Origin of the sequence: Metasolibacillus sp. FSL K6-0083 (assembly GCF_038630865.1) — a bacterium.
Classification (GTDB): domain Bacteria; phylum Bacillota; class Bacilli; order Bacillales_A; family Planococcaceae; genus Metasolibacillus; species Metasolibacillus fluoroglycofenilyticus.
On sequence record NZ_CP152046.1, the window covers coordinates 3,482,831 to 3,496,439 of the forward strand.

Here is a 13,609-nt window from a genome sequence, read left to right on the forward strand (position 1 = left end):
AGGGAGGGACAATGATGACGCAAAATAATGATTTACAACAGCGCTTGCTAGAGCTGATGAAAAAGCCTGAGTACAAGCCAATGACTGTTTCAGAAATTGAAGACACCTTTGAAATGATTGAAGCAGATGAATTTAAAGAGCTTGTAAAAACTTTAGTCAAAATGGAAGCACAGGGCTATATAGTGCGCTCGCGCTCCAATCGCTACGGTTTACCTGAGCGCATGAATTTATTACGCGGTCGCTTTATCGGACATACAAAAGGCTTCGGCTTTGTAACGCCAGAGGAAGAAGGCATGGATGATATTTTTATCCCGCCATATGAAATTAATGGCGCGTTAAATGGCGATACCGTATTAGTTCGTGTGTTAAATGAATCAGCGGGAGACCGCCGTGAAGGAACGGTAACTAAAATTGTTGAGCGTAGCAAAACGACTTTTGTCGGCACATACCAAGCGAACCGTGGCTTTGGCTTCGTCATACCTGACGATAAAAAATTAAATATGGACATTTATGTTGCAAAAGAGGATACACTCGGCGCAGTAGATGGACATAAAGTCGTGGTGGAAGTAACATCATGGCCAGATGAAATCAAATCAGCTTCAGGCATGATTACGAAAATATTAGGCCATAAAAACGACCCAGGTGTCGATATTTTATCAATTCTTTATAAATATGATATTCCACCCGAATTTCCACGCGAAGTAGTAGATGCAGCAGGACAAGTACCTGACGAAGTGGCGGAGCAGGATTTAATTGGACGTCGCGACTTGCGCAATGAAACAATTGTAACGATTGATGGAGCGGATGCGAAGGATTTAGATGATGCCGTAACGGTAACGAAAAATGCGGACGGCACATACAAGCTAGGCGTACACATTGCCGATGTCAGTCATTATGTAACAGAGGGCTCACTTTTAGACCAAGAGGCATATGACCGTGCGACCTCTGTTTATTTAACAGACCGTGTTATCCCGATGATTCCGCACCGTCTATCAAATGGCATTTGCTCGCTTAACCCACAAGTAGACCGCTTAACGCTATCTTGTGAAATGATTATTGATGGTAGCGGTCAAGTTGTGCAACATGAAATTTTCCAGAGCGTAATTAACACGACCGAGCGTATGACTTATTCTGACGTTTATAAAATATTAGAGGAGCCAGATGAGCATCCAGAAGTAGTGACACGCTATGAGCAGCTTGTGCCGATGTTCCAGCAAATGGCGGAGCTTGCATCGATTTTACGCAGAAAACGCATGGGGCGCGGAGCTATCGACTTTGATTTCAAGGAGTCAAAGGTGCTAGTGGACGAGGAAGGCTGGCCAACTGATATTGTGTTACGTGAGCGCACAGTGGCGGAGCGCTTAATCGAGGAATTTATGCTTGCGGCAAACGAAACGATTGCAGAGCATTTCCACTGGATGGAGTTACCTTTCCTTTATCGTATACATGAGGACCCTAAGCCTGAAAAATTACAGCGCTTCTTCGAGTTTGTAACGAATTTTGGGTTAGTTGTTAAAGGAACAGGTAATTCAGTACATCCTAAGGCATTACAGGAAATTATTCGCTCAATTGAAGGTATGCCTGAGGAGCCTGTTATTTCAACGATGCTATTGCGCTCGTTACAGCAGGCAAAATATTATCCAGAATCGCTAGGGCATTTCGGCTTATCGACAGATTATTATACGCACTTCACATCGCCGATTCGCCGCTACCCAGATTTAATTGTGCATCGCTTAATTCGCACATACTTAATTAATGGCGATACATCGAAGGAAACGATATTGAAATGGCAGCAGGCAATGGATGAAATTGCTGACCATACGTCAGAGCGTGAGCGCCGTGCTGTTGAGGCAGAGCGCGACACCGACTCGCTGAAAAAGGCACAATTTATGTCTGATAAAATTGGTGAGGAATTTGTTGGTATGGTATCATCGTTAACAAACTTCGGCATGTTTGTGGAGCTACCAAATACGGTAGAGGGACTTGTCCATATTAGCAATATGACCGATGATTATTACCGTTTCGATGACCGCCATATGGTATTAATCGGTGAGCGCACAGGGCGTGGCTTCCATATTGGTGATGAAATAACAGTGCGTATGGCAAACGTAGTCATCGAAGAATCCTCCATCGACTTTGAAGTTGTTGGCATGGTGACATCCTATGGTGGACGCTCACGCAAAGTTGTACCAAAGGTTATCCATGCAGGGCGCAGCGAAAAGAAACGTGGCGAACGCTCAGAACGACGCGACAACAGAAAGCGTAGCGACGAACGTCCAAGTCGCAGAAAAGGGAAAACAGATGAGCGTGACCCGCGCGGTCGCCGTAAAGATGGCAAAACAAAGGACAAACCAAAATTCTACGAGGGCATCGCCAAAAAAGGCAAAAAGAAAAAGAAAAGATAATAAAGGGGACCGCTAGCCGCGCTCACAATGTCGGCTAGCACAACCTGAGATGAGAAGGAGCTGCTTATTCGAGTAGCTCGCTGTGAGGTGTAACAAATGGCAAAAGGAACAGGCAAAGTCCTAGCCCAAAACAAAAAAGCAGGACATGATTATTTTATTGAAGAAACATACGAAGCAGGTCTTGTCCTAACAGGCACAGAAATCAAATCAATCCGTGCAGGCAAAGTCCAGCTAAAGGATTCACATATCCGCGTAAGGGGCGGCGAAGCATGGGTATACAATATGCATATCAGCCCATTCGACCAAGGCAACCGCTTCAACCACGACCCACTACGCAACCGCAAGCTATTATTGCACAAAAGGCAAATTAACCAGCTAGTAGGCGCAGTCAAACGCGACGGCTACACAATCGTACCACTAAAAATGTACATTAAAGACGGCTACGCCAAACTGCTAATCGGTCTAGGCAAAGGGAAAAAAGACCATGACAAACGCGACGACCTCCGTAAAAAAGAAGCAAAGCGCGAAATGGAACGCGTCTTCAAGGACCGCCAGCGCTAGAAGGAAGCGTCCAAAATGCCGTGCAACTACACGGCATTTTGGACGCTGTCGGTGGTGCTTTTTTATAGGGTTTATTTTGAATAGTGCGAAGGCTGGTTTTTGAAAGTGGGGGGAAACAGTGAGAATGGCGGGGGAGTTTGATGAAAGTTTTAGCCGGAAAGAAAACGCTGCATCTAGATGTAAAATTAGGCAGCAAAAAAATCAACGCTATCGCTTGCTGTTTGACTATCTTTGTCTTATAATAGGACTACAATGCCAGCGGGCAACTACTCATACGTTGCTCATTTTACAGCCTGCAACCAATTGCAAAGCTGTCCGTACACGGTTTACAAACCGAATAATTATTCGGGGGCGTTACGGATTCGACAGGGGTGGTTCAAGCTCTGGTCGCGCGTCGGAGGTCTCGGCTCCGTCATCAACGGAAGTTATATAATAACTGGCAAACAACAAAACTTAGCTTTCGCAGCGTAAGCTCGTAGGCGCTCTGCCTGTCCATCGCCCATGTGGACTACGTAGGGCTCAACTTTCAGTGGGATACGGTCTGGTGGTGCCGCTTGAGTCACCGACAAGAGATTCCCAAGCTAGCGTGCAGGACGCCTGTCTGTCGGCATAATGCCACGCGAACCGCAAATAGACAAACTACACGCGTAGAAGCCGGCGTATTGGAGCTTCTGGACGCGGGTTCGACTCCCGCCGTCTCCATAAATACGATTTCATAGGAAATCAATGAAGGTCAAAACCCTTGATATTAAAGGGTTTCGGTCTTTTTGTGTTTTTAGGGGATTTTGTGCTGTGGCATTCAATGGCATTCAATTTGGGAGTCAGAATTTATCAATAAATGTCTAACAAACTATTAAACCTACAAACCCTTACATTTACAATATAGTATAAAAAAAGTAAAATTATATTAATCTACTTGATTGAGGAGGAAATATGATTGGATGCAAATTTGATTATTGCTACTATAGCTATGGTTGCAACTGTTATTTCAACTGTAATAGCTTTTATCCAAGCAAAAAAATGTGAAAAGATTAAAGAAGAGATGATTGTAATTCGCAATGAGACAAATAATCTATTTAATCAGCACAAAAATAAAACCACTATAACTAATGATGGAACAAATTCAGGTGTAATAGCAAAAAATATTAAGGGTGGAGTTGAAATTGGTAAATAATTTTGGTGAAAATCATGGGGTAATTGCGGAAAATATATACGGTGATATAAAAATTCTAAGTGATAAAAAAAAAATCCCTTCCCTTTTGCCTAAATTCATTGAAATGTTAGTAAAAAACTATTCACCAGTGATAGAGAATGGAAACTCCTATAATAATAAACCATATACTATTGAAGAAAAAATCGAATATAACAATATAATTTTTTTTAAAGAAATGATTGATGAATATTATGTCTATTATCCGATATGTGAACTAGCATTTGATTCTTTAAGAAATATTGATGAAAATTGTAAAAGAAATATTCTTGAAGACATACATGTACTTTATAAAAACATAAAGTTTGAAATTTTTGAAGAATGTAGAGAGTCTAGCGATCCATTAGATGAGTTAAAAGTTAGGATAAAGAAACAATCGGATAAAATAATTTCTTTAATTATTGATAAAGTTAAATGTCGAATAGAAAGCTCTTATAATGGTGAAAATTTTAACTTGGAAGAACTATCAATGTGTCTAAATATCTTTATTTGTTATGCGTTAGGTGAATGTAAAATTTTAGAAAGGCCGGTTTGATATGATAATTGTTCGAAATGATATTAAGCCTGACACAACTATATATTATTTAGCATCTGTATTTATTGATTTGTTAATTAGTAATCCTAAAATGAATATTGAACAATTTATCGTAGGGATATCCAATCAATTAAGAGATGTTTCAATAAATAATATCTATTATACGTTAGATTGGTTATATTTATTAAACTTAATCGAAATAAATGATAAGGGAGAAATTCAAATTGAGATTAAGTAAATTAGAAGTTTATAAGACATACCCTAACAAAGAAGTAATAAGAAGTATAGGGTTTAATTTAAATGGACTAAATTTAGTAGTTGATAAAACTACTGACTTAAAACAAGATACTGGTAATAGTGTAGGTAAATCAACGTTAATTCAAATAATTGATATTTGTTTAAATGCAAGTGGTGTCTCAAAATTGTATAAAAACAGAGAAGCACAGGGCGAAAATATAATAATCAAAAACCTACTAGAAGAAAATAAAGTGCAGGCAACTCTAGAAATTATAAACGGAAATAATAAGTACAAGTTTACTAGGAGTTTATACAGTAGAGGACCTAGATATTTTAATGATATTAAGGTAAAAGAGTCAGATTATGAATCTCATTTGAAGGAGGTTTTATTTAATTCAGTTGAACCAAAACCTAGCTTTAGACAATTGATATCGAAATTTGTAAGAACTGATGATATTCAATTAAATAATGTTATCTATTATTTAACTTCAACAAGTTATGTTGTCTATGAAGCAATATATTTTTTCTTACTTAAAATTAACTCTGAAGATATTGTTAGTGAAAGGCAAGTTTATGAAGAAAAGCTAAAAAAACTAAAAAATAAAAAAGAAGTTTATGATAAGGATTCTAATCTACCTTCTTTAGATCAAATTGAACAAGGGATTCTTTTTATTGAATCTGAGATAAAAGAATTAAGTGAGCAAAGATCGAAGATTGATTATTTTGAGCAATACAAGATTGATATGGATGAAAAAACAGAGATAAATAACAAAATTGATTCGATCAAAAATCAAATTGATTTATTAGAATTCGAAAGAAATACTGTTATTCAAAGTCTAGAAATGGTTAAGAAAAATAAAGCTGATATAGATATAAAAAGAATAAAAGAAATTTATCAAGATGCAAAAGTTTTTAATGAAAATTTAAATAAATCTTTTGAAGAAGTGGTAATTTTTCATAATAAAATGGTCGACAATAGATATAACTTTATTAATCAAAAATTAATCCGATTAAATCATGAATTAATTGATTTATATTCTTTATATGAACAAATTTTAAGCGAGAAAAAAGAATTAACAATGGATTTATTAGATCATGGCTTATTAGAAAAAATTAATACAATTAATCTTGAAATTGAAACATTAAGTATTAAGAAAGGGGAATTGTTAAAAGCAAAAGAAATACAAGAATCTTTAAAAAAAGAAATTGATGAAGTATTAGATTTTCTAGAAAAAATAAATGCTGATGTCGAAGAAGATGAGCATCTTCAACCGATAAATCAATTTAACGGATTTTTTAAAGAATATTCAAAGAAATTGTATGGGGAAAAATATCTTTTATACTACGATTCGGATTGGAGAGAAAAAAAAGATGGTAGACCTTTCAGCATAGGAAACTTAGTAGGGAGTTTAGGGACAGGTAAACAGAGAGGTTTAATAATTGCTTTTGATTTAGCTTATTTAGAATACATAAAACAAATAAAATGCACTTCACCAGACTTTTTAATATATGATCAACTAGAAAATACACATATAAATCAATTGGATACAATTATTGATTTAGCTACAAAGACAAATAGTCAGATAATTTTCCCGATTTTAAAGGAAAGGATAAGTGACATTGACGATAAAGTAATAAAAGAAGCTACCATTTTAGAATTGTCACGAAACGATAAATTTTTCAGAGTCTAATAATAATCTCAAACCAAATTAGTTTTAACAAGTTCTATTTTGGTTTGAGATTAACTTTAAAAATCCAAATAATCCACAAACTTCTGTATTGTCTCCGCTTTAACCTTTTTTGTCACATGAGCGTAAATGTTCATCGTTGTCTGCACATCGCCATGTCCCAGTCGATCTTGTACTTCCTTAATGGTTGCGCCAGCTTCAAACAATAGAGAACAGTGCGTGTGGCGTAAGCCATGTGTTGTGATTTCCTTCAACCCATATTTTTGTTGTACATGCAGCATCCATTTCCGTGTTTTTGTTGGTTGCATCAGCCCGTTTTCGCGACTGCTAAATACGAGCTGCTTCGGTTGCAGCGTGTTAAATCCGAGTATTAAATAATCTTGTTTTTGTTTCTTTCGCCAGTCCGCTAAAATCTCCATCGTTTTTTCATCCATCTTCAATGTACGACGAGATGATTTTGTTTTCGTTGTTTTCACGTACAAACGGTTATCTTTTCCACGAGAGAGCGCTTTGTTAATGCGGATCTCACAGTCTTTGAAATTAATATCTTCCCATGTTAAAGCGAGTGCTTCACCTTTACGCATGCCGGAGAAGGCAAGGATGCGGAAGAGGGTGTATGCCTTGAAGTTATTTTCTTCCTCCATACATTTTAAGAAATGCAGTAGCTCCTCTTTTGTATAGAAATTTAATTCTTCCTCATCTTCAGTTGGATCTACACGTTTTGTTGGCATTGTTACGAGCTTCATGGGATTCGTTTGAATGAGCTCAAGTTTAATTGCATAATCTAACACTTTAGATGCGTATGCTTTGACCATACGATAACGTGCGAGCTTTCTAAACCAATGATTAATCGCTTGCTCACAAATTTTGATGTTGATTTTATCGATTTTGTAATCGCCTAGTTGCGGTAACACGTGATTTTTGAAAATGCTTAACGTTTTCATGAAGGTACTTTCCTCCACGGTATTCTCATATTGCACAACCCATAAATCATACACTTCCCGATACGTTTCAGCGGGTGGGCGTACATACGTGCCTTTGTCAATTTCAAGTTGCAGTCTGGCGAGTTCGAGCTGGGCTTCTTTTTTCGTTTTGAAGCCACGTCGTGTCGTTTTACGAACTTTTCCAGTCAGTGGATCAGTGCCGATGTAAAGTTGGAACATGTAAAAGGTCTTGCCATTTTTCTCATACGGTTTGATAGCTGCCATGATGTTTCCTCCTTCGTATGATTAGCAGTCGTTACTTTAACTTTTCATAGCCTTCCTTTAATGCCTCGTCAGTTGGATAGTTTTTTTCTTTGCCCTCGAATAGCTGCACGAGTGCTTGGAGTTCATTGTCGTTCAATTTGTGGCCTGCAATATAAAAGCTACGCCCAGAGTCTTTAATAAAGTCTTCGAGTTGCACGTGGTAATGCGATTTGTAAGCTTCATACGTGAAATCATCGTCAGCGAATGTGCTTTTGCGGTCGTGCCGTTGGAGCATCGTTAAATCTTCTTCAGAATAAATCCCCGTATTGAGTGCGAGCGAGTAAATATCGTGATCTAGTGCTATCGCTAGCTTGCGCAAAATTTCGAGTGACGGGACGAATTTGTCGTTTTCAATTTGCGATAAGTAAGGGTTTGAAACACCCGATTGCTCAGATAATTGCACGAGCGATAGCATTTTTGATTTTCGTAATTGTCGAAGTGACGCGCCAAAGCTTTTTGTTTCGTTCATTGTCAGCCCTCCTTGTACATAGCATACACCGTTTGATTTTGATATTCAAATAAATAGTTTGAAAATTCTTGATATTGAAGTGTGGTTGTGATATTCTTGGTTCATCAAGATTAATCTTGAAAATAAATGAGCATAGGAGGCAACGAAATGGAGTTACGTTTTGATTTACCGCACCATTTTGAAACAGAGTTACAGCAAATAGTCATTGCAGCGACGCACCTAGCCATTGAAGAAAGCAAGAAAACAGGACACATGAAGGAATGGATGACGCTTAAGGAAGGAGCCGCATACGCAGGTGTTTCTTATAACAGTTTCATGAAGTTTCGCATTTACGGCTTAAAGATTTGCGAAGTCGAAGGTGTCAAACGCGTGTCAAAAACAGAAATTGATCGATTTTTTATAGAACGTAGTAATTAAACGGTGAACGCAAAGGTCTTGAGGCTTTTGCGTTTTCTTTATTTGGAGGAGATTACATGAAATTTAGCGAAGGGCAGTGGGTGTGCTTTAGTCATATTTATGGATTTGTATTGGCGATTGATGAAAAGAGGGAAAAGTGTCTCGTGCAATTTCGAAATAACGGTGAGCAGGATATGAAATGGGTGCCAGTGCAGATGCTAGAGTCGAGGGAAGATGTGCGATTGCTGGAGGAGGATGTAGGAGAATTACAAAGTTTAGCAATTGAGGTGGAGGATTTTGAGTGGTTCGGGGAGTTGGAACAAAAAGAATTTTAACTTAAAAACATGGGCGACCTGATCAAAGAAGGTTGCTCATTTTTTGTTTGAATTATAATTTTAAACGGTATATCTGTATTAATTGCAGTATTTAGTCAATAATATTATAATGAATTTAACATAAAAACGGATGTTACGTTTAAAAGGTGGGTTATGATGAGGCTATTAAAAATGAAAGTGAACGAGTTGTTACTGTTTGAAGACGGCATTGAACTAGATTTTATTGCGCAGCAGCGTGTTACGGAGTTAAATGATGAAGGTTTAACACACATTGCTGGTAATGTGTATCGCCAAAATGTTTTAGGCATTATCGGCATTAACGCTTCTGGGAAGACGACGGTTTTAAAAACTCTTTCATTTGTACTAGATATGTATATGAAACAAGGGAAGTTAAATAGTGAGAAGTATGAGTTTTTAGCTAACGAAAAGAGCTTTACGATGGAGGCTTACTTCCACTTTAATGAATCCCAATTAATGAAAATTGAATCAACAATTATTCGCAACAATCATGGTCAGTTGATCTTTCAAGAGGAAAAAATTTGGGTGAAGAAAATTGATAAAATAAAGAAATCGCTTTATTCTTTCACTGATAAGCAGTTACAAACCGTTCGTAGTGAAGAAAATTCCCCATATTTAGCAGATGATATGAGTATGATTATTGCTTACATGAAAAATCAGGAGCAGCTTGAAGTGATTGATTTAATTAATGAAACAAACAAAAACGTCATGAAAACGGCAGGGAAAATTCCAGTACAAATGGTCGGGTTCCTTGATAAGAGTATTGATTATTTATATGAAGAAAAAGATGCGAATAATAACTTAATGATTCGTTTAAAATTTAAAGGGCAGGACCGTGAAATTTATTTAAATAATCACCAACATTTAGAAGCATATTTATCATCAGGAACGATTAAAGGGTTAAATGTCTTAGCCGCAGTTGAAAAGGTGTTTAAAACAGGAGGGGTTCTTTTAATTGATGAAATTGAAAACCACTTCAACAAAGAGATTGTGCGTACAATTGTTAATTTCTTTAGAAACGATCGTACCAATCCTAAAGGGGCAACACTGGTATTCACAACGCACTACTCAGAGCTGTTAGACGATTTTGAACGCAATGATAGTATTTACTTGTCGCTTAAAGAAGATAAATTACGCTTTAAAAATTTAAATGATTTACTGAACCGTAGTGACTATAAGAAAAGTGAAGTGTATCAAAGTAGCTATGTCGGACCAACAGCGCCTTCTTACAATGCCTATATGGACTTGAAAAAGTATTTGCAGCAGGTGCATAGCGTATGAGAAGTCCAGATTTAATAGCGTGTCTTTGTGAAGGGTCAATGGAGCAAGAGATTATGGAAATTTTACTTGAAAATAATCGCCTTATTTTCGAACGTGAGCAGCTGTTAGAGGAAGAAATTCTACGCTGTCGAAGTGCAAAGAATTTTGAACGAGATTACTTAAATAAAACGACAAATGAAATGATTACAGTCTATCGCATATTAGATTCGACTAATGAAAACTTTAAATTATCAGGCCCATATTTAAAACGTGTAACAGTGGTGAATATCATTACAGCGCCTGAAATTGAAATGCTCGTTATTCATGCTGAGGGAAAATACGATGATTATAGCCGTAAACGTATGAAACCAAGTGATTACGTAAAGCAGCATTTAAAAATGGGTAAAATTAAATCGTATGAGTTTGCAAAGAAATATTTTTATGATGTAGATATTTTAGTAAATGCCATTCAACAGTATAAGCAGAAATCTGCTACCAAAAATGGAACACTTGCGGATTTATTGAAGTAATTATAAGTGAATTTAAATGACGAATGAACCGCCTAATCAAGTTTGAGATGGGCGGTTCATTTTAATTAGATAGCCTATCGATTATTTGTACCGATAAAAAATAATCGATTATAATCGATTAATCGATAGGCAGTGGAGGAAGGCTAAGATGGACAAAGCGTTATTCGAAAGTTTAAAGAAAAGTTTACATGAAGCAATTGAGCATGCGGAATCACAATACGTTATTCGTGCACTTCAGCTGAATGAAAAGCTCCCTATGGATTTACTACTATTAGCGGATCCATCTGAAACGAGTATTGAGAAGTATATTCATAAAAGTAAAGTGTTCGTTGCAGTTGAGGATGGCCTAGTAGTTGGGGTATATGCACTGATGGAGAAGGCGCCTGGCAAAGCACTAGTGCAACATGCGATAAAAAGTGCAAGGTTGCTAGGTATGGAATCAATTGAAATTGGAACGGGCAATTCAAGTATCCAGCAACTTGCTCTTTATCAAAAATGCGGCTTTCGATTAAAAGAAATCATTCACGACTATTTTATCGACAATTATGATGAACCGATTTTTGAAAACGGTATTCAGTGTCGGGATATGGTGCGGTTACAAATAAGTTTAAATTAGAATAGGCTAGCAATAAATGAAGGTGTTTCTCCTTGTAGGAACGTGAGTAGCCATCCTATATAGTTGAGTATTTTACAGTGTAGTCTTCGTCTGTATCGATTCGATTTTTAATTGCTAATTTCAAAAATCTTACATGCTAAAGATCGTATAGATAGTGTGAGTGCATGATACTTATGTTATGTGTAGTATAATTGATATTAATTAATGCTTTTAAATTTATAATCTTGAACTAAGAAGAGTGGTGCAATCATGGTTGAAAAAGAACAAGTTTTGCACGAAACAGCGCTTAAAATTATGCGTAGCTTTCATAAGCTTGTCATGGAGAAGGATTTTACGAAGCTTACGGTTGCTGAAATTTGCGAGGCCGCACAAGTTTCACGAAAGACGTTTTATAAATACTTTAAAGATAAAAATGATGTCGTCGAGCAAATATTAATTAAAGACATTATCGCACCGATGGAAAAGTTGCGAGAGCTATATATAAATATGGACTTACCATCTGGAATGATTTTGGAGTGGCAATATCAGCAATTTTACAAGGATAGAAAATTTTATGAGCGAATTAGTGCGTTTACAGGGCAAAATTCTTTTTATGAATTTGTATTAAAGCATTCGAGTGAAATCATAACAAATAAATTAAAGCCGTTAAAACTGTCTGATTTAGAACATGAATATATGACTTATTTTTATGCGTCATCACATACAATGTTACTTGTGAAATGGATGAAAGACGGTATGCTCATTCCACCAAAGCTGATGGCATCTTACTATGAGCGATGGACAATTCCTATTTTTCAAAATTATGATGAGCAAGGTAGGTAACAAATGGTTTAAAATGTTTCCTTTAGAGTAACACTTAACGTAAAGTCGGAATCGTTTATCATATGTAGCACATCTTATACTATATTTAATGACAAATTGAAGGAGTGTTTGATATGCAATTAAAAGATAAACGTATTATCGTGACTGGAGGCGCTAGTGGTATCGCTGCAGGTACTGTTCGTGCTTATGTACGTGAAGGTGCAACAGTAGCAGTCATTGATATTAATGATGAGCTTGGTCAAAAAACAGTTGCAGAGGCAAATGTATTACCAGATGCTACAGGTAAAGCAACGTACTATCACTGTAACATTGCTAACCAACAAGAAGTATTTACGGTATTCGAGCAAGCGGCAAAAGATATGGGAGGTTTAGATGTTTTAGCACATATCGCAGGGGTAGAAAAATTAGCTGCAGCTGAGGACTATAAACCAGAAGATTTAGACTTCCAATTTGGTGTTAATATTAACGGTACAGTATATACAAACCAAGCAGCATGCCGTATTTTTAAAGAGCAAGAAGGAGAAGGTAACATTATTAACTTCTCATCTGATACAGCTTCTTCAGGTATGGCTGGAGGTGCTCTATATGCAGCTTCTAAAGGTGCTGTATATGCATGGACACGCACAATTGCATACGAATGGGAATTAAAATACGATATTCGCGCAAATTGTGTGAATCCAACAATGAAAACACCAATGTACGAGCAATATTTAAACAATTTATCAGAGGAAGCACGTGTGGAGTTCTTAAAAGCAGAACGTCTGAAAGTGCCTTTCCGTGGTGAAATGGGTGATGTAGATCGCGACATGGGACCAGTTATGGTATTTTTAGCATCAGATGCATCAGGCTTCATTAATGGCCAAATTATTCCGGTAAACGGTGGTCGTAATATGTTACGCGGGTAATTCCCCACAATTTATAACAGTTCTGCATCATAAAATATTATGATTACAGTTCGACAAAGCCCTCTAAAATATAACTGAGCGGGATGAAAGGGATCACTTTTATGAGTGGTCCTTTTTTTCATGATGGCTAGAATTAAAGAAGCGTTTGACGTACGGAATGACAACACGGTGTATGTACGCAGCGAAGTATTAGGAAAACGAACGAAACGAGAACGTGAATAGATTATCAACTACTTACCGCCAGAAAGTATTTTGGAGGATAATACGGTGTTGATTTTGAACAAGGAAATTTTTATGAGTTTTATTAATGAGAGAAGTCATAATGTGCTTTGGCGGAAGTGTTTTAGTTATTCATAATATTTAACGACGATGTGC

The 13,609-nt window shown here is 36.9% G+C and carries 14 protein-coding genes and 1 other RNA gene; 13 read left to right on the forward strand and 2 right to left on the reverse strand.

Translation table 11 applies throughout. The features are described from left to right. Positions 1–14 precede the first annotated feature (14 nt). The 6 genes from rnr (at position 15) to MHB51_RS16375 (ending at position 6,639) form a co-directional block, all read left to right on the forward strand. Positions 15–2,405 carry a ribonuclease R gene (gene rnr / locus MHB51_RS16350; protein ID WP_342559491.1) on the forward strand — a complete coding sequence of 797 codons (2,391 nt, stop codon included), beginning with the start codon at positions 15–17 and terminating at the stop codon, positions 2,403–2,405. A gap of 96 nt (positions 2,406–2,501) precedes the next feature. Next, positions 2,502–2,966, forward strand: a complete 465-nt coding sequence (smpB, locus tag MHB51_RS16355; protein WP_066167037.1) for an SsrA-binding protein SmpB — start codon at positions 2,502–2,504, stop codon at positions 2,964–2,966. 347 nt (positions 2,967–3,313) lie between these two features. Next, positions 3,314–3,671: a transfer-messenger RNA gene (ssrA, locus tag MHB51_RS16360) on the forward strand. A 232-nt stretch (positions 3,672–3,903) separates the two neighbouring features. Beyond that, positions 3,904–4,140, forward strand: a complete 237-nt coding sequence (locus MHB51_RS16365; protein WP_342558594.1) for a hypothetical protein — start codon at positions 3,904–3,906, stop codon at positions 4,138–4,140. Beyond that, positions 4,130–4,711: a hypothetical protein gene (locus MHB51_RS16370; protein ID WP_342558595.1), complete on the forward strand. Its 582-nt coding sequence runs from the start codon at positions 4,130–4,132 to the stop codon at positions 4,709–4,711. Before MHB51_RS16365 ends, MHB51_RS16370 begins: the two co-directional genes overlap by 11 nt. A 224-nt stretch (positions 4,712–4,935) precedes the next feature. Beyond that, on the forward strand, positions 4,936–6,639 hold the full coding sequence (locus MHB51_RS16375; RefSeq protein WP_342558596.1) for a DUF2326 domain-containing protein: 1,704 nt from the start codon (positions 4,936–4,938) through the stop codon (positions 6,637–6,639). Between the two features lie 56 nt (positions 6,640–6,695). Here MHB51_RS16375 and MHB51_RS16380 read toward each other — a convergent pair whose 3' ends face one another. After that, entirely contained in the window at positions 6,696–7,844 is a 1,149-nt protein-coding gene (locus MHB51_RS16380; protein WP_342558597.1) for a site-specific integrase, read from the reverse strand. Positions 7,845–7,875: 31 nt separating this feature from the next. Beyond that, positions 7,876–8,352 (reverse strand): helix-turn-helix transcriptional regulator, encoded by a 477-nt coding sequence (locus MHB51_RS16385; RefSeq protein ID WP_342558598.1) that lies wholly within the window; start codon positions 8,350–8,352, stop codon positions 7,876–7,878. 147 nt (positions 8,353–8,499) lie between these two features. Between MHB51_RS16385 and MHB51_RS16390 the strand changes: the two genes are divergently transcribed. From MHB51_RS16390 to MHB51_RS16420, 7 genes are all read left to right on the forward strand, one after another. Next, positions 8,500–8,769, forward strand: coding sequence for a DNA-binding protein (locus MHB51_RS16390; RefSeq protein ID WP_342558599.1), 270 nt, complete (start codon positions 8,500–8,502; stop codon positions 8,767–8,769). A 56-nt stretch (positions 8,770–8,825) separates the two neighbouring features. Further along, on the forward strand, positions 8,826–9,083 hold the full coding sequence (locus MHB51_RS16395) for a hypothetical protein (protein WP_342558600.1): 258 nt from the start codon (positions 8,826–8,828) through the stop codon (positions 9,081–9,083). Positions 9,084–9,254: 171 nt separating this feature from the next. After that, entirely contained in the window at positions 9,255–10,382 is a 1,128-nt protein-coding gene (locus MHB51_RS16400; protein WP_342558601.1) for an ATP-binding protein, read from the forward strand. 38 nt (positions 10,383–10,420) lie between these two features. Beyond that, complete coding sequence (locus MHB51_RS16405) at positions 10,421–10,891, forward strand: hypothetical protein (protein ID WP_342558602.1); 471 nt, start codon at positions 10,421–10,423, stop codon at positions 10,889–10,891. A gap of 256 nt (positions 10,892–11,147) precedes the next feature. After that, complete coding sequence (locus tag MHB51_RS16410; protein ID WP_342559492.1) at positions 11,148–11,507, forward strand: GNAT family N-acetyltransferase; 360 nt, start codon at positions 11,148–11,150, stop codon at positions 11,505–11,507. Between the two features lie 249 nt (positions 11,508–11,756). After that, positions 11,757–12,329 carry a TetR/AcrR family transcriptional regulator gene (locus MHB51_RS16415; protein WP_342558603.1) on the forward strand — a complete coding sequence of 191 codons (573 nt, stop codon included), beginning with the start codon at positions 11,757–11,759 and terminating at the stop codon, positions 12,327–12,329. A 113-nt stretch (positions 12,330–12,442) separates the two neighbouring features. Beyond that, positions 12,443–13,234 carry an SDR family oxidoreductase gene (locus MHB51_RS16420; RefSeq protein ID WP_342558604.1) on the forward strand — a complete coding sequence of 264 codons (792 nt, stop codon included), beginning with the start codon at positions 12,443–12,445 and terminating at the stop codon, positions 13,232–13,234. Positions 13,235–13,609 lie beyond the last annotated feature (375 nt).

Coding starts and splice junctions, on each gene's coding strand:
- rnr (WP_342559491.1), top strand. CDS start 15: ATGACGCAAAATAATGATTTACAACAGCGCTTGCTAGAGCTGATGAAA.
- smpB (WP_066167037.1), top strand. CDS start 2,502: ATGGCAAAAGGAACAGGCAAAGTCCTAGCCCAAAACAAAAAAGCAGGA.
- MHB51_RS16380 (WP_342558597.1), bottom strand. CDS start 7,844: ATGGCAGCTATCAAACCGTATGAGAAAAATGGCAAGACCTTTTACATG.
- MHB51_RS16385 (WP_342558598.1), bottom strand. CDS start 8,352: ATGAACGAAACAAAAAGCTTTGGCGCGTCACTTCGACAATTACGAAAA.
- MHB51_RS16390 (WP_342558599.1), top strand. CDS start 8,500: ATGGAGTTACGTTTTGATTTACCGCACCATTTTGAAACAGAGTTACAG.
- MHB51_RS16395 (WP_342558600.1), top strand. CDS start 8,826: ATGAAATTTAGCGAAGGGCAGTGGGTGTGCTTTAGTCATATTTATGGA.
- MHB51_RS16400 (WP_342558601.1), top strand. CDS start 9,255: ATGAAAGTGAACGAGTTGTTACTGTTTGAAGACGGCATTGAACTAGAT.
- MHB51_RS16405 (WP_342558602.1), top strand. CDS start 10,421: ATGGAGCAAGAGATTATGGAAATTTTACTTGAAAATAATCGCCTTATT.
- MHB51_RS16410 (WP_342559492.1), top strand. CDS start 11,148: ATGGATTTACTACTATTAGCGGATCCATCTGAAACGAGTATTGAGAAG.
- MHB51_RS16415 (WP_342558603.1), top strand. CDS start 11,757: ATGGTTGAAAAAGAACAAGTTTTGCACGAAACAGCGCTTAAAATTATG.
- MHB51_RS16420 (WP_342558604.1), top strand. CDS start 12,443: ATGCAATTAAAAGATAAACGTATTATCGTGACTGGAGGCGCTAGTGGT.